At 71.8% G+C, this 14,867-nt stretch carries 14 protein-coding genes; 1 reads left to right on the forward strand and 13 read right to left on the reverse strand.

The window, feature by feature from the left end:
- Positions 1-5: 5 nt before the first annotated feature.
- The 5 genes from ACVV2G_RS09330 to ACVV2G_RS09350 are packed head-to-tail and all read right to left on the reverse strand — an operon-like array spanning position 6 to position 5,633.
- Complete coding sequence (locus tag ACVV2G_RS09330; protein ID WP_453842140.1) at positions 6-2,108, reverse strand: non-ribosomal peptide synthetase; 2,103 nt, start codon at positions 2,106-2,108, stop codon at positions 6-8.
- Positions 2,098-3,177, reverse strand: coding sequence for an HAD-IIIC family phosphatase (locus ACVV2G_RS09335; protein ID WP_453842141.1), 1,080 nt, complete (start codon positions 3,175-3,177; stop codon positions 2,098-2,100). The genes ACVV2G_RS09330 and ACVV2G_RS09335 overlap by 11 nt, the downstream gene beginning before the upstream one ends.
- A complete protein-coding gene (locus ACVV2G_RS09340; RefSeq protein ID WP_453842142.1) occupies positions 3,174-4,328 on the reverse strand; it encodes an acyl-CoA dehydrogenase family protein in 1,155 nt (384 codons plus the stop codon). Before ACVV2G_RS09340 ends, ACVV2G_RS09335 begins: the two co-directional genes overlap by 4 nt.
- On the reverse strand, positions 4,312-4,593 hold the full coding sequence (locus tag ACVV2G_RS09345) for an acyl carrier protein (protein WP_453842143.1): 282 nt from the start codon (positions 4,591-4,593) through the stop codon (positions 4,312-4,314). Before ACVV2G_RS09345 ends, ACVV2G_RS09340 begins: the two co-directional genes overlap by 17 nt.
- The gene (locus ACVV2G_RS09350) at positions 4,590-5,633 is read right to left on the reverse strand and encodes a 3-oxoacyl-ACP synthase (RefSeq protein ID WP_453842144.1); all 1,044 of its coding nucleotides are present in this window, start codon (positions 5,631-5,633) and stop codon (positions 4,590-4,592) included. Before ACVV2G_RS09350 ends, ACVV2G_RS09345 begins: the two co-directional genes overlap by 4 nt.
- A gap of 147 nt (positions 5,634-5,780) precedes the next feature.
- On the opposite strand from ACVV2G_RS09350, the gene ACVV2G_RS09355 reads away from it, so the two are divergent.
- Complete coding sequence (locus tag ACVV2G_RS09355; RefSeq protein WP_453842145.1) at positions 5,781-6,608, forward strand: M23 family metallopeptidase; 828 nt, start codon at positions 5,781-5,783, stop codon at positions 6,606-6,608.
- Here the strand turns inward: ACVV2G_RS09355 and ACVV2G_RS09360 are convergent.
- The 8 genes from ACVV2G_RS09360 to ACVV2G_RS09395 all read right to left on the reverse strand — a co-directional run bounded on the left by ACVV2G_RS09360 (position 6,593) and on the right by ACVV2G_RS09395 (position 14,539).
- Positions 6,593-7,444 carry a nuclear transport factor 2 family protein gene (locus ACVV2G_RS09360; protein ID WP_453842146.1) on the reverse strand — a complete coding sequence of 284 codons (852 nt, stop codon included), beginning with the start codon at positions 7,442-7,444 and terminating at the stop codon, positions 6,593-6,595. The two genes, ACVV2G_RS09355 and ACVV2G_RS09360, sit on opposite strands and share 16 nt — an antisense overlap.
- The gene (locus tag ACVV2G_RS09365; RefSeq protein WP_453842147.1) at positions 7,441-8,925 is read right to left on the reverse strand and encodes a phytoene desaturase family protein; all 1,485 of its coding nucleotides are present in this window, start codon (positions 8,923-8,925) and stop codon (positions 7,441-7,443) included. The genes ACVV2G_RS09360 and ACVV2G_RS09365 overlap by 4 nt, the downstream gene beginning before the upstream one ends.
- A complete protein-coding gene (locus tag ACVV2G_RS09370; protein ID WP_453842148.1) occupies positions 8,922-10,649 on the reverse strand; it encodes an ABC transporter ATP-binding protein in 1,728 nt (575 codons plus the stop codon). Before ACVV2G_RS09370 ends, ACVV2G_RS09365 begins: the two co-directional genes overlap by 4 nt.
- Complete coding sequence (locus ACVV2G_RS09375) at positions 10,646-11,401, reverse strand: class I SAM-dependent methyltransferase (protein ID WP_453842149.1); 756 nt, start codon at positions 11,399-11,401, stop codon at positions 10,646-10,648. The genes ACVV2G_RS09370 and ACVV2G_RS09375 overlap by 4 nt, the downstream gene beginning before the upstream one ends.
- 50 nt (positions 11,402-11,451) lie before the next feature.
- A complete protein-coding gene (locus ACVV2G_RS09380; protein WP_453842150.1) occupies positions 11,452-12,030 on the reverse strand; it encodes a hypothetical protein in 579 nt (192 codons plus the stop codon).
- Positions 12,027-13,757 carry an alpha/beta fold hydrolase gene (locus ACVV2G_RS09385; protein ID WP_453842151.1) on the reverse strand — a complete coding sequence of 577 codons (1,731 nt, stop codon included), beginning with the start codon at positions 13,755-13,757 and terminating at the stop codon, positions 12,027-12,029. Before ACVV2G_RS09385 ends, ACVV2G_RS09380 begins: the two co-directional genes overlap by 4 nt.
- A 356-nt stretch (positions 13,758-14,113) precedes the next feature.
- Positions 14,114-14,305, reverse strand: a complete 192-nt coding sequence (locus tag ACVV2G_RS09390) for a hypothetical protein (RefSeq protein WP_453842152.1) — start codon at positions 14,303-14,305, stop codon at positions 14,114-14,116.
- 42 nt (positions 14,306-14,347) lie between these two features.
- Positions 14,348-14,539, reverse strand: coding sequence for a hypothetical protein (locus ACVV2G_RS09395; protein WP_453842153.1), 192 nt, complete (start codon positions 14,537-14,539; stop codon positions 14,348-14,350).
- Between the last annotated feature and the right edge of the window lie 328 nt (positions 14,540-14,867).

Below are 14,867 nucleotides of genomic sequence, written 5' to 3' on the forward strand. Positions count from 1 at the left end.
CTTCGTCACAGCTCGTAGGCGACCGGGGCGGGGCGGGCGGGCGGTGGTGGGGGGCCGGCGTCGCCGGTGTTCGCGGTCCGTTCTTCGAGGGCGGCCGTCTGGACGGCGATGGTGGTGAGGTCGAACAGCTCCCCCACGCGTACCGTTCCGGGCCACCGCTCCTCCAGGGCGCTGTACAGCTCGATGACCTTGAGCGAGTTGCCGCCGACGCCGAAGAAGTTGTCGTGGGGGCCTGCGTCCTCGTGTCCCAGCACCTCGGCCCAGATCTCCCGGACCGTGTTCCGGAGCGCGGACGGCCCGTCCTCGGTCCCGGGCCTGGGCGCTCCGCTACGGGACGCGGTCCGCTCGCCCCCGCCCCCGCCCCCGCCCCCGTCCGTGTCCCCGTCCGTGTCCCCGTCCCTGTCGGCAGGCCGGGAGCCGGGCTCTCCCGGGGCGGGCACGAGGGCGGCGAGGGACCTGCGGTCGGCCTTGCCGGTGGAGGTGAGGGACATCCGGTCGAGCGCCACGAACCGGTGCGGCAGCGCCTGCTCGACGAGGTGGAAGCGGCAGTGGCGGCGCAGTTCCCGGGGGGCGGGGACGGTCCGGTCCGGTGCGGGGGTGAGGAACGCGGTCAGGACCGGTTCGCCGTCCTGCGGCCGTGTACAGGTCACGACGGCCTGGTCGACGGCGGGATGGGCTTCGAGGGCGGCCTCGACGTCGCCGAGTTCGACGCGGGTGCCGCGGATCTTCACCTGCTGGTCGGTCCGGCCGTGGTAGTGCAGGGCGCCGGTGGCGTCGCGGTGGGTGATGTCGCCGGTGCGGTAGAGGCGGGCTCCGGCGGGGCCGAACGGGGAGGCGACGAAGCGTTCGGCTGTGAGGCCGGGCGCGCGGGCGTAGCCGAGGGCGACGAAGGCTCCGCCGATGTACAGCTCGCCCCTCTCTCCGGGGCCCGTCTCGCGCAGCCGGTCGTCCAGGACGTGGGCGGTGGCGCCGGGCCAGGGGCGGCCGATGGGGACGCGTTCCGCGTCGGGGTCGGGCCGGCTCTCGACGGTGCAGGAGACGACGGTCTCGGTGGGCCCGTACTCGTTGACGAGCCGGGCGCCCGGCAGCTGCGTGCGATGGGTCCTGACCAGCTCGGGCGTGCAGACCTCACCGGCGACGACGACGACCCGGAGGCTGTCGGGGAGTCGTTCGGAGCCGGCGAGGAGCAGCCGGTAGTAGGACGGTACGACGATAAGGTGGGTCGCCCGGTGGCGGTGGGCGAGCCGGGTGAACTCGGGAGCGAGCCGGAGTTCGCGCGCGGTCGGCAGCAGCAGGGTGTGGCCGTGCGAGAACGACCAGAACATGCCGGCGAGCATGCCGTCGAAGGAGAGGCGCATCGCCATCAGGAAGACCGAGGGGGCGGTGCCGTAGACGGTGCCGCGCGGGCGGACGGAGTCTGCGAGCTGGCGGCGGGTGACCACGACGCCTTTGGGCGGGCCGCTGGATCCCGAGGTGTAGATGAGGTAGGCGGGGGCGTTCTCCGGGACCGGGGGCGCGGTGGACGCGGCCGTGCGGGCCCCGGCCTCGGCGAGGGCGGTGGGGTCGAGGTCCTCGGCGGGCAGGAGGGGCGGTGGGTCGGGAAGGCGGGCCAGCGTCCGGTCGTCCCGGCTGCCGATGACGACGGCGCAGTCGGTGTCGTGCAGGAGGGCTCGCAGTCTGGCTTCGGGAAGGTCGGGCTCCAGCGCGGCCCAGGCGGCGCCGACGCGGAGCGCGGCGAGGACGGCGACGACCGCGACGGCGCACTGTTCGAGCCGGAGGCAGACCGTGGTCCCGGGGCGGGCTCCGGCCGCGCGCAGTCGTGCGGCGAGTCCGGCGGAGGCGTCGGCCAGTTCGCGGTAGCGGAGCGCGGTGTCGCCGATGACGAGGGCGGTGGCCCGTGGGGTGCGGTCGGCCTGTGCGAGGAAGGCGTCGAGCAGCGACCCGGAGAGGGCCGGGGCCCCGCCGGCCCGCCCGGCGGTCACATCCGTGCCCTCGGCGGCCGTTTCGGTGCCTTGGCCCGGTCCGGCCGCTGCGGTCCTGCGGACCGGGCCGGCGGGTGCTCCCGTCCTTTCGGCCCGCTCGCTCGCTCCGGCCCGCTCAGCGGTCACTTCGGTCTCCTCGTACGGAACGGACGAGCAGTCGGACGTGGCTGCCGGGCTCGCGGACCGGATGGTCGGCCGGCACTTCGAGCACCATCGGCGCCCCGTCGCCCGTGTCCCGCGTGACGGGCGCGTATCCGGCGAACCGCAGGGTGACGAGCATGGTGCGGTTCACCGCGGTCGGTACGAAGTGGGTGACGGGTCTGCGGCCCTCGGCGCGGGCCTGCCGGACGATGTGGGAGAGCATCAGCTCTCCCGCGCCCCGGGACGCGACCCGGCAGGACATCAGCAGCAGCCGCAGCACGGACTCGGTCGGGGTGAGTTCGGTGACGGAGAGGCCGACGATGCCGTAGTCGCCGAATCGGTCGCTGAGCCGGGCGAGCCTGACCTGGTGGTCGGGTGCGGCGATCAGGCGGCGCAGGTCCTCCTCGCCGTAGACCAGGCCGGTGCTGTTGAGCTGGTGGGTACGCACGGTGAGTTCGCTGGCGCGGGCGAGGTCGCTCTCGGTGGCCGGGGCGATCTCCATGACGAGGCCGAGCGAGGCGAGGAAAGCCCGCCGGTCGCCCCCGGACTCCTCCTCGGCCTGGCGGCGGCGCCATTCGGTGCGGTAGAGCAGGCGTCGGCCGGCCGCCTCGGCGGTGACGTGCGCGGGACGGAACTCGGGGAGTCCGGGGAGCTGCCCGGCGAGGTCGGCGGGATAGCAGCGGACCATGGGGAGCGCGGCGAGGACCTCGGCCCGTTCGGCGGGGTCGTTGTCGATGAACGCGACGGTGTCGAGGCCGATGTTGAGGGTCTCGGCGATGTGCCGTACGGCGGCCGATTTGTCGCCCCAGCCGATCCGCGCCGCGCAGAACCATTCCCCGAGCCCGGTGGCGTCGAGGTGAGCGGTGGCGGTGGCGTGGTCGCCGCGGCTGGCGGCGGCGTGCAGGATGCCGCGGGAGTCCAGGGTCTTCAGGGTCGTCGTCGCCGGCGGGAAGGGCGGGGGGTGATCGCCCTCCAGGACCACGCCGTCCCAGAGGGTGTCGTCCAGGTCCCAGACGAGGCACTTGACGGTGGGCCGTGCCGCGGTGGCGGTCATGTGACCGCTCCGAAGCGGCGTAAGAGCTGTTCGGCCATATGGGATTCGGCCACTTCCTGGGCTCCTTCGATGATCTCCATGACCTTGGCGTCCCGGTAGTGCCGTCCGGCGCGGCTGTCCGGGGCGATGCCGGCGGCGCCCAGGACCTGCACGGCGGCCCGTCCGGCCTCGGCGCCGGCGTCGGCAGCCGCGTACTTCGCCATGATCGTCTCGGTGACGCCGTGACCGGGGCCGCGGGTCCTGGCGCGTGCGGCCCGGGCGGCGAGTTCGCGGGCGGCGGCGGCCCGGACCGCGCTCCGGGCCAGGAGTGCGCCGACCGACTGGTGGCGGCCGAGCGGCACTCCGCCCTGGAGCCGGGTCGCGGCGTGCGCGGCAGCGTCGGCGACGCAGGCCTCCGCCATGCCGACGCAGCCCCAGGCGACGGTGTAGCGGCCGTGGTCGAGAGCGGTCGCGGCGACGTGCGACAGTCCGGCGCCGGGCGGGGCGATCCGGTGGCCGGCGGGGACCCGGACGCCGTCCAGGGTGACGTGGGCGATCCCGGCGGCGCGCATGCCGAGCTGGCCGGTGACGGACTCCCGATGAACGCCGGGCCGGTCGGTCTCGACGAGGACGGTGGTGAGTCCCTCCGCGTGGCGGCCGAGGACGAGCAGGACGTCGGCGTTCTGCCCGCACGTGACCCATCTCTTGCGGCCGGTGACGAGGAGTCCGTCGCCGGAGCCCTCGACGGCCGTCGTCACCTCGCCGAGGGCGCTGCCGGCCCCGTCCTCGGTGGCGGCGAAACCGGCGGTGAGAGTGCCGTCGGCCAGGCGTGGCAGCCAGTCGGCGCGCTGGGCCCGGGTCCCCCAGCGCAGCAGTGCCGCGGCGACCATGGACTGGACGGTGAGCAGGCCGCGCAGGGCGCTGCAGACACCGCCGAGGTGGGCGGCGATCTCTCCCAGGTCGGCCGGGGTGAGGTCCCGTCCGCCGTGTCGGGAGGGGAGGTCGGCGGCGAGGAGGCCGGTGGCCGCGAGGGCACGCAGGGCGTCCGGCGGCACGCGGCCCTCGGCGTCCCACCGGCTCGCGGGTTCCCGGACCCGGGCGGCCAGTTCGGCGGCGGCGGCGACCAGGGGCGAGGTCCCGGTCGCGCCGTCCGCCTCAGCTGTCGCCGGCATGGGCCGGGGCGGTTTCGGCGCCGGCCTTCTTGGCGTGCACCAAGGCGGTGAGGCGGCGGGCGGTGCGGAAGCTGTCGAGATCGAGGTCCTCGACCTCGACGGTCAGCTCGAACCGGTCCTCGACGTAGGTGACGAGTTCCAGCGCGAACAGCGAGTCGACGAGCCCGAGGGCGAAGTAGTCGTCGTCGGGGCCGACCTCCCTGCGCAGGGCCTCGGTCAGGAAGCGGGTGATCTCGTCGAGGGTTTCCGCGGGTCCACGGCTCATGCGATGCTCCCCGGTCCGCTCGGCGGACCTGTCTCGACCAGCAGGACGCTCCACGCCGCCACCGGGCTCACGTTGATGAGGACGGCGAGTTCGCCCTCGGCCAGTTCCTTGCGGTCCAGGGCGGTGGAGAGGTTCAGGAAGGTGTCGTTGGCGCCCAGGTGGCCCAGGGCGCGGAGGTTGTCCCGGCAGGACGGCAGCAGGGCGATGCCGAGGGACTCCTCGATGAAGGCCAGGCCGCCGGCCGAGAGGTTCTGGCTGACGTAACCGGCGATGTCGGCGCGGGTGAGTCCGTTGCGCGCGAGCAGTTCGGCGACCAGGTCGGCGAGGCGGTTCCTGGTCTCCATGGCGAGCCGGAAGGAGTAGCCCGGCAGGTCGGAGCACCTCTCGCGCCACTCCGCGGTGGGGCGGTCGCGGTACTCCAGGCCGAAGAGGTCCCAGTAGTGGCCGTTGGTGCACTGGAGGAGGTCGAGGAGGTGGACCGGCGCGGCGGTGTGGGGGCGGCCGAGCAGGAGCGCCAGGCCGCTGTCGCCGTTGACGGTCACCGGGTGCCGGTAGCGCCGGGCGGCGGCCGGCTTGCTGCCGTGCACGACGAGCACGGGTCCGAGGCCGGGGTCGGCGGCGAGCAGGCCGCGGGCGGTGAGCAGCGCGGGGGTGGAGGAGACGCAGCCGAGTCCGCCGACGGAGAAGGTGAGCGCGGTGCCGGCGCCCAGCGCGTGCTGGAGCCGGGTGGCCTCGGAGCTGATCAGGGTCTCGGGGGCGCGCGGTTCGACGAGGATCAGGGCGCCGAGCGCGGCGGCCGGGATCCCGGCGGTGTCGAGGGCGTCGCGGGCGGCCCGTTCGGCGAGGCCGGCGGCGGTGAGGCCCTCGTCGACGGCGACGGTGTCGATGCCGAGTCCGCGGCAGGTGAGCTGTTCGGCCTCGTCGAGCCCGGCGAGTTCGGGGAGGTCCGCGAGGGGCCGGGGGCGGTCCGGCAGGTGCCGGCCGACCGCGTTGATCGCGACCCTCGGTGCGGTGGTGCGGAACGTGCCCTCGGCGCCCATGTGGCCCCCCGCGTTTCGACGCTTCGTCAGCGGAACACTAGGGCCGTCATACGGTATTGCGCAAGTACGTAATAACTTAACCAGAGAGGGTCTGCATCTGGAATGCTGAGGTCCTCCCCGACGTCTCCCACCGCGAAAGGCGCCATCGTGCAGACCCTCTGGAAACGCCACGGCCTCGTGTTGGTCGCGGGTGCCGTGTGCATCCTCGTCAACCGCCAGGGAATGGGCCCGTTATGGTTCACCGGGATCGCCCTGCTCGTCGGCGGCCTGCTGATGCGCCGTGCCATGACCCTCGGTCAGCGGCCGCGCGACGAGGTCCCTCCGCTGCCGCTCGCGATCCCGGTGTCCGGCCGCTGGATGGCCCGTAACGGCCCCGCGACCAAGGTGCCCAGCCACACCCACAACCTCGCGCAGACCTACGCCATCGACCTTGCCCGGCGCCCGGCGCCGGAGCCCGTCTGGCTCTGGCCGGTGGCCCGTCGCCCCGAGTCCTACCCGACCTTCGGTGAACCCCTGTACGCGCCCGCCGATGCCCGCGTCGAGTCCGTATCGGACCGGCAACGGGATCACTTCACGCGGACCTCGCTGGGCGGACTGTTGTACGTTCTCGCCGAGACGTTCATCCGCTCCCTCGGCGGTCCCCGGCACCTACTGGGCAATCACGTCGTCCTCGATCTCGGCGACGGCACGTACGCGGTCTTCGCGCATCTGCGGCGGCACTCGGTCAAGGTGGCCGCGGGCGACCTGGTGAAGCGTGGCCAGCCGCTGGCCGAGTGCGGCAACTCGGGCAACTCCGCCGAACCGCACCTGCACTTCCAGCTCATGGACGGCCCCGACTTCACCTCGGCCCGCGGCCTCCGCTTCACCTGGCGGTTCCGGGACGACAACGGCGAGGAGCACGAGGGCGCCCCCGCCGACAACACCTGCTTCGTCCCGGTCGACTCGCTTCCGACGGTCCCCTACACCGCCCCGTGACCCGGTTCGAGCAGGAAGCGGGCGAACCTCACGCGGCCGTCCTCGGCGAACTCCCCGAAGACGAAGACCTCCTGGGTCTTCGACGGCTTACCGCCCCGGCTGGTGGTGTACCGGGCCGCGAAGCGGTTGCCGTCCCGCAGCGCCTCGTGCACCTCCACCGGGTACGCGTGCTTCCGCGCGCGGCCCTCCTCCAGCGCCTTCAGCACCCCTGACCGCTGCATCGTCTCCCCCCCGATCACGTGCACGGCGTCGGGGGTGAAGAGCCGGTCGTACACCTCGGCCACCGGCAACGCGCTGTCGTACCCGTCCGCGTAGTAGGTGTTCAGGAAGTGCGCGGGGTCCTGCGCCGGCGTCGGCTCGACGCCCGCCTCGGGCCGCGGCGCGGGTACCGTGCCCGGCGCGGGACGGGCCGCACTGTCGTACGGGATCTCTCCTCCGGCACCGGACCAGCCGGTTCCCGTCGTCGCAAAGGTCATGGTGCGCGCCACCCGCCCGTCCTCGGCGATCTCCGCGAAGACGGCCTTCTCCGTCGCGCTCTGCACCTTCCACATCATCGGCGTGCTGACCGTGTACCGCACGGCAGCGAGGCGTCCCTCCACATCGACCTCGTGGATGTGGAGCTCGTACGGCGCACCCAGGGCCCGCCGCGACTCGATGTCGCGCAGCATCTTCTTCCGGTCCCACACCTTCCCGTTGACCACATGGGTCCCCGCGGGCAGGTGGTAGCGGTCCCAGACCTGCTCGACCGGCTCCGAACCATCGAACGCGTCGGCATGGAAGGTGCGCAGATATCCCGTGAAGTCCTCGGCGGCGAGGATGTGGTCGGCGGTACTCATGCTGTTCTCCTGGCTGTCGGGCGGGACGTGGCACCACCCTGCGGCCCGAGGGGCGGCGGGGTGGACAAATGAAACTCGCGCCGCAGCGCGGCCCGGGCGGCGAGGTAGCCACACATGCCGTGCACGCTCGGCCCGGGCGGAGTGGACGCGGAACAGAGATACACGCCGGCCAGCGGCGTGCGGTACGGATTCCAGGCAGGCACCGGCCGGAACACGGACTGCGTGAGCGTGATCGCCCCCGCGCCGATGTCGCCCCCCGGATAGTTCGGGTTGTACGCCTCGTACGCGGCCGCAGAGATGCCCCGGGCGGCGATCACCGTGTCGGCGAAGCCCGGGGCGTACCTTTCTATACGGCGAGTGATCAGTGGCACCGGGTCCCGGTCGTCGCCGTTCGGCACGTGCGCGTACGCCCACAGCGGGCGGCGGCCGCGCACCACGCGCCCGGGATCCGCCACCGCCGGGTCGACGAGCAGGACGAACGGCTCGTCGGTCGGCTCGCCGCGGACGGCGGCGTTCTCCGCAGCCAGCGTCTCGGCACGGGTGCCGCCCAGGTGCACGGTCCCGGCCCGTCCCACCTCGGGGTCGGTCCACGGCACGGGCCCGCTGACCAGGAAGTCCGCCTTGGCAGCGCCGGGACCGTAGCGGAACCGGCCCAACGCCCGCCGGTAGGACGCCGGAAGCCGGTTTCCCGCCAGGACGAGCAACCCCTTCGGCGTCGTGTCCAGCATGATCACCGGGGCGTCCAGCTCGGCCAGATCCCTTACCCGGTGATCCGTGTGCACCACTCCTCCGTGCGCCCGCAGATCCGCCACCAGCGCCTCGGCGATCCGGACGCTGCCACCCCGCGGCAGGGGCCAGCCGCTCGCGTGAGCGAGGTGCCCGAGCAACAGCGCGATGGCTGCGCCGGGAAAGCTTGGCAACCGCCCCACAGCGTGCGCGGCGACGCCGGCGAGCAGGGCTTGGCCGGCCTCGGTACGCAGCCCGCTGCCCCGTGCAAGGTGGCCCAGGAGACGGGGACCGAGGAGTGCGGGTACGGCGGGGTCCTCCGGAAAGGTCCGCTGGCCGGACAGCACGAAGTCGGTCACTCCCCTACTGTGCCTCACCAGCGGGGCCATCAACCGCCGCCAGCGTGGCCCGTCCGCGCCGAGCCGGGACGCCGTCTCCGCCAAGTCGCGGGGGGCGAGCCCGGAGACACCGCCGTCCAGTGGGTGCGCGTAGCCGACCGGCGGGTGCAGCAGGTCGACCCCGCGTGCTCCCAGGTCGAACTCACGGAAGAAGGCGGATGCCGCCGCCATCGGGTGGACCGCCGCGCACACGTCGTGCCACACCTCTGAGTCGAACAGCGCCTCCCCGCGCAGGCCGCCACCCGGGGTGGAGGCCTGCTCGTGGACGTGCACCGTCAGACCGGCGCGGGCCATGGTGACGGCGGCTGCCAGCCCGTTGGGCCCGCTGCCGACCACCGCGACATCGGGACGGGTCATGCCGGCGCCGCCTCGGTGGCGAACTGCTGCCCGGCGAGCCGCCGGTACACCTTGTCGGACTCGACCAGCTCGTGGTGGGTGCCGATCGTCCGGATCCGGCCGTCCTCCATCACGAGGATCCGGTCCGCGTGCACCACCGTCGACAGCCTGTGTGCGATGGCGAGCACGGCGCACTCCCCCGCCGCCTCCGTCATCGTGTCCCGCAGCGCGGCCTCCGTGTCGCTGTCCAGGTGTGCAGTGACCTCGTCCAGCAGGATCACTTCGGGCCGCTGGAGCATCGTGCGGGCGATCGCGAGCCGTTGGCGCTGTCCGCCGGAGAGACCGGCACCCCGCTCGCCGAGCTCCGTGTCCAGACCGTCCGGCAGTCCGGCCACGAACTCCTCCAGGCTCGCCAGCCGCAGCGCCCGAGTGATGTCAGCGTCGTCCGCCCCCGGATTCGCGAACGTGAGGTTCTGCCGAATCGTGCCGCGCAGCAGCGGCGCGTCCTGCTCCACGTACCCCACCATCGCGCGGAGTTCGGCGAGCCCGAGCGTGGCCGTGTCGTGGCCCCCGACCCGGATCGTGCCGGACTCCGGCCGGTAGAAGCGCTCGATCAGCTGGAACATCGTCGTCTTGCCGGCGCCCGAAGGACCTACGATCGCGGTCAGACCGCGGCGCGGCAGGGTGAAGGAGACGTCGCTCAGGACCGGCACGCCCTCGCGGTACGCGAAGCCGACCCCCTCGAACTCGACGGCCGGCATGGTGTCCGCGACCGGTCGGCGCTCCGGCACCGCCCGGGCGTCGCCCTCCTCCTCCTGCGGGATGCCGCCCAACTCCTTGACCCGCTGGACCGCTGCGCGCCCCTGCTGGATCTGGCCGATCGACATGAACAGCATCACCAGCGGCGCGACCACGTAGAAGAGGTACATCACGAACGCGGTGAGGTCGGCGGGCGACAGCGAACCGGTCGCGACCCGCGCCATGCCCCAGGCGATGACCACGGCCAGCGACAGCTGCGTCCCCACGTTCATCATCGGGGTCAGCAGCGCGCTGAACCCGCTCACCCGGATCCCGCTCACCCGGACCCGCCCGGCGAGCCGGCCCAGCTCCTCGGTCTCCCGCTCCTCCGCGCGCGATGCCTTGACCGTGGTGATCGCGCCCAGCACGCGCTGGAGGCCGGAACCGAACGCGCCCACGTTCTCCCGGGCCTGCAGGGCGGCCACCCGCACCTGGCGGGCCAGCAGCAGCGCGATCCCGCTCGCCAGGCCCAGGCAGGCGACCGTCGCGAGCAGCAGTTTCCAGTCGAGCCGGGCCATCAGGACGACCGAGCCGATCACCATGAACACGGAGGACACGACCTGCGCCAGGGCCTGCGTGATGACCAGGCAGGCGATGGAGGTGTCGGACACGGTCCGCGAGAAGACGTCCCCCTGTTCGAGGCGTGAGAAGTGCGGGAACTGACTGCGCAACAGCCGACCGCCGAGGATGCGCCGTACGTCGAACGTGATGTTCTCGCCGGCCCGGCCGATCGTGTACGCGTGCCCCGCGCTCAGCGCCGCGTCCGCGACGAAGAAGACCGCGATGAGTGTGATGGTGCCGGCGATCGGCTCGCCCGACGCCACGCCGTCGATCAGCCGGCCCAGCATCCAGGGCTGGGCGAGCGTGGCGGCCGCGCCCACCAGGCCCATGCCGACGCCGACGATCAGCAGGACCCGGTGGCCGCGGACGATCTCCCGCAGGTTCACGCGGGCTTGGTGTACGAGGCGATGAACAGGCCGGCGGCGGGGACGTACGGGGCGCGCTCCCAGTCGCTGTAGTGCCCCTCGGGAACCAGGCCGGCGTCCCGGGCGTACCCGTCCACTTCGTCAGGCGTCAGCAGCCGCACCGTCTCGGTGCCGATGCGGTGGGTGCCGTCCGCCTCGTACCAGACCGTGGACACCTGCCAGATCCGCTGGTCCGCCACGAGCATCGCGTGCAGGTGGATGGCCGTGTTCGGCTCGGCGTACGGCAGGAAGATCGACGCACGCGTCTGGCCCTCGTGCTGGGCGACGATGCCCGGCCGGTTGTGCGCCTCGACCACCAGACGGCCTCCGGGCCGCAGCTGCTCGGCGGCGCGGGCGATCGCCTCCCGCTGGCCGTCGGGGTCAAGGACGAGCGAGAGGGTGGAGCAGACGCAGTAGACCAGGCCGAACTCGCGGCCGGAGCGGTAGGTCCGGATGTCCGCCAGCTCACCGGTCACCTCCCCCCGGTCGCCCTTCTTCTCCAGAGCGGTCAGCATCTCCGGCGAGGAGTCGACACCGAGCACGGGACCGACGCGGTGCGACAGGGGCAACGCGATCCGGCCGGTGCCGACGCCGAGCTCCAGCGTCCCCGAGGCGGGATCCGGGTGGAGCGCGGCGAGTCCGTCGACGGCGGCCCGGGTGGAGGCGTCGTCCTGGAAGATCCGGTCGTACCAGCCGTCGAACTGCTTGCCGTACCCGATGTCCGCAATAGTCATTGCTTCTCCGTTCCTGCGTGAGTGATACCGCCGTGCGGAATTCTGATCTCTCAGGCGGCTTTCAGGAATCCGGGCGCAGGGGCGACCATCGGCTGATAAGTGGAGACGTAGAGAACCTCGGGATCCTCGCTGTCGTCATGACCGCTGGCACGCACGACGGAGAACTGGAATCCCCGCGCGGCGGAAACGTCCTGAGCGTCCCTGATCTGCTTTCTGATGAATTCGGCCAGCACCCGGAACGAAGGAGAACCTGTCGGGTCCTCGCCCTTCGCGATGTTTTTGATGATGGCACTGCAGATATCGAAAACCGCTTTTTCGGTCCGCCGGGACGAGAACCATATCGCCTGGATCATCCGACGGTTCTGGATCAGGTCCAACTCGATCCAGGGCGAGGTTTCGCGGTTTTCGTCGAGAGTGCGGTAGAGGTAGTGGTAGTCGTGCGTCGCGGGGTTCGGCGCGAAGAACTTCCAGTTCGGAACGAGCGAGAACAGGTCCTTGTTCCGCCCGCGCTCGAACGCCGGGTGCGGATGCTGCGCGGCCAGCGTCGTCAGAAGCAGCGCGGCCCCCATCGCGCGCGTGACGGCGCCCGGTCCCGTGAGGGTGTCCTTGACGAATGCGGCGGCCTTCACTTCGATTCCTCCACCTTCTCCGGGACGCTCCCGGCCGGTTCGCCGCCGTCGCCGGCCGGCGGTGTGCAGTGCTCCTCCACGAAGCCCATGATCAGGTCGGCCACCGTCCGCGCGTGCCGGGCGTCGGTGAGGATCGTGTCGTGCCCGCCCTGCTCGACGACCGTCACGTCACCGTGGCCGCCGGCCTGCTGGTGGGACCGGACGATGTCGTGATACATCAGCAGCTGGTCCGGGTCCATGTCGACCGTGACCTGCGCGGCGACGACCAGCCCTGGGGCCCGCACAGGGGCCAGGTCGCCTTCGTAGGCCTCCAGTTCCGCGCGAACGGCCTGCCATTCGCGGGAGGCCGCCTGCCAGAGGCGCGCGTCGGTGTACAGAGCGAAGGCCTTGTCCCGGTACGAGGACGGGAGGTGGTCCACCCAGTTGGGGCGGGTCATGAGGGCACCGGTGCCCAGCCGCGTCCAGCGTGCCAGCTCGGCCAGCGACGTGGTGAACAGCTCGCTGCCTCGCCGCTGCCGGTCCGATCGGATCAGCTGCGCCGGGTGCGTCGGGTCGAGGTAGACAACGCCGGCCACGCGGTCGCCGAGTCGCTGCGCCACCCGACGGTTGAGCTCGGCGCCAAGGGAGTGCCCGACGAGCACCACCTGGCGGTCGTCCGGCAGAGCCTCGCGGATCAGGTCCTCCAGGTCGTCCACCGACTCCTGTACGGAGTAGGGGGCGTCCCGCAGCCGACGGCTGGGCCCGTAGCCCGCGCGCGCGTAACTGAGCACCGGCTGGCCGAAGTCGAACGCCAGTCGCTCGATCATCCATGAGAAGTGCTCGGTGGTGGAGGCGAGGCCGTGGTTGAAGACCAGGACGGGGCGGCCGGCCAGGTCCCGGCCGCCGACGTCGTACGAGAGCGTGTTGCCGTACCGGGTGGTGATGGTACGGGAGTTGGGCCAGCCGGCCAGCGCGTGGGCGCGGCGCTGCGTGGCCGCGACACCAGCAGCGGTGACCCCGGCCGCGAGGAGCATGAGCGCAGTCTTGACCATCCGGTCGTCGCGGCCGGCGACCACCGGGAACGTCTTGGGCGCGGACGTGTACGCGACCATGGGGTGCATCGCGGGGAACGCCGTCATGAAGCGGCCCAGCCCCATCACGAAGGCATTGACCACGTGGAAGCTACCGGCTGCGCCGATCATCGGCCGGGTCATCCGCCCGCCGGCGAGGTACACGACGGGGAAGAGGCATTCCATGGCCAGGACCGCGTGTTGCGTGATCTTGCTGGCGCGGGGGTAGCGCTGCGTGAGCCGGTACGCGCGCTCGAATCCGTAAGTGCGGGTGCGCAGGACGCCGGGAAGGGCGGAGCCGTCACGCCACTTCGTCCCGGCCAGTTTTGCCAGGCCGGACAGCGAGTAGGACATGTTCGCCTGCATCGCGAGGTACCACATCAGGGCATCCTGGACCTCGGGGCTGCGGGACAGCCGCGCGAGGCCGGTGACCGCTTGGACCTGGGTGGCCACCTGATCGGAGCCGTCCGTGCCGTAGCGGTGGCGGGCTTGCAGGACGGTGGTGGTGACGCCGAGGTAGAGGTCGCCCGCCGCTCGCCACCGGCTGTTGCCGGGGGCGAGCATCGCCAGGCTGCACGCCACGCGCGAGGCGTGCAGGGCCATCGTGGTGCGCCTGCCGCTCACCAGATCGGTGAGCTTCTGGATGGCCGGCATCCTGCTCTCCGGCGTCTGCCTCATGATGTCCCAGTCGTTGAGGCCACCAGGCTTCAGGTTCCGGTGCTGATGCAGGTATTCGAGGGACGAGGAAAGACTGGAGAGGGCTGCCAGGCGTTCCGATATGCCGATCGCGCGAGTTCGTGAAATCGGAATCGGGGAAAAAATCGCACGGGGAAGCCGCTTTAAGACATTCATACCGAAGTTTTACTCCGCGTCGAATCGGCCGTGGGCGCCGCCGAACGGTAGGATCGAGCGCCTGCCGGGCCACGATTCCAGCGTGGCCCGGCAGGTCTCTTCGCCTCCGAACTCAGCTCCCGGGAGACGTTCCCGAGAAGCCGCCAAGGCTCCTCATGCGGTGCTCAGTCGGACGCGAGCACTCAGTCGTTCGCTCCGGCTTCGTACGCCTGAACGGTGACCCACGCCGCACCCGCACCGCCCGCGAATCCGACGCCGAAGGCGATCAGCGTCGGGGTGGCCTGCACGGGCATCATGACGCCGAACTCGCCGTGCGCCTCGTCCGAGAGGTGCTGCGGGGTGACAGCGACGACGCTGTCCACGATCCTGCTCATTGCGATGTCCTCCTAGGGGTCGGTCGTGCGGGGTTACAGGGGTCAGCCGACGACGCGGCCGGTGACGTAGGCGCCGACCACGGCGCCGGCGCCGGCGACGGCACCGCCGACGTACCAGCAGGTGGCCACCGCGGCCGGGGTGGCCAGGACCGGCGCCGCGTCGTCGTCCTGGTAGCCCTGCTCCAGGGTTCCGAGGTCCTGCGTGTTCATGAATACGGCGATCTTGTGCTCCATTACCTGTATCTCCCGTCTGTTGATAGCGAATTGGACGTCCGATCCGGGACCGACAGCCCTCCCTGGGCCACGCGACATGAAATGGATTGCCCCCCGCACTGAGCTGGAAAAGCCGGAGAGCTCGTCGAGCGAGGTACACGGCTCTTACCTACGCACGGCACAAACAGATCGGAATTTCCGATTCCGAGGGTTTCATCAACGCGCGACGACTTACAATCCGGTTCCACATCGATGCCACCCAGAACGAATGCCCGACGGCTCGTAAAGGCGTCACCATCCACCTTTCGAGCGTCTGTTCCCAAGGTGCGCGGATCACGCTAGCCGATGC

The organism is Streptomyces sp. JK94 (assembly GCF_053613315.1).

Coding starts and splice junctions, on each gene's coding strand:
- ACVV2G_RS09335 (WP_453842141.1), bottom strand. CDS start 3,177: ATGACCGCCACCGCGGCACGGCCCACCGTCAAGTGCCTCGTCTGGGAC.
- ACVV2G_RS09340 (WP_453842142.1), bottom strand. CDS start 4,328: ATGCCGGCGACAGCTGAGGCGGACGGCGCGACCGGGACCTCGCCCCTG.
- ACVV2G_RS09345 (WP_453842143.1), bottom strand. CDS start 4,593: ATGAGCCGTGGACCCGCGGAAACCCTCGACGAGATCACCCGCTTCCTG.
- ACVV2G_RS09350 (WP_453842144.1), bottom strand. CDS start 5,633: ATGGGCGCCGAGGGCACGTTCCGCACCACCGCACCGAGGGTCGCGATC.
- ACVV2G_RS09360 (WP_453842146.1), bottom strand. CDS start 7,444: ATGAGTACCGCCGACCACATCCTCGCCGCCGAGGACTTCACGGGATAT.
- ACVV2G_RS09365 (WP_453842147.1), bottom strand. CDS start 8,925: ATGACCCGTCCCGATGTCGCGGTGGTCGGCAGCGGGCCCAACGGGCTG.
- ACVV2G_RS09375 (WP_453842149.1), bottom strand. CDS start 11,401: ATGACTATTGCGGACATCGGGTACGGCAAGCAGTTCGACGGCTGGTAC.
- ACVV2G_RS09385 (WP_453842151.1), bottom strand. CDS start 13,757: ATGAGGCAGACGCCGGAGAGCAGGATGCCGGCCATCCAGAAGCTCACC.
- ACVV2G_RS09390 (WP_453842152.1), bottom strand. CDS start 14,305: ATGAGCAGGATCGTGGACAGCGTCGTCGCTGTCACCCCGCAGCACCTC.
- ACVV2G_RS09395 (WP_453842153.1), bottom strand. CDS start 14,539: ATGGAGCACAAGATCGCCGTATTCATGAACACGCAGGACCTCGGAACC.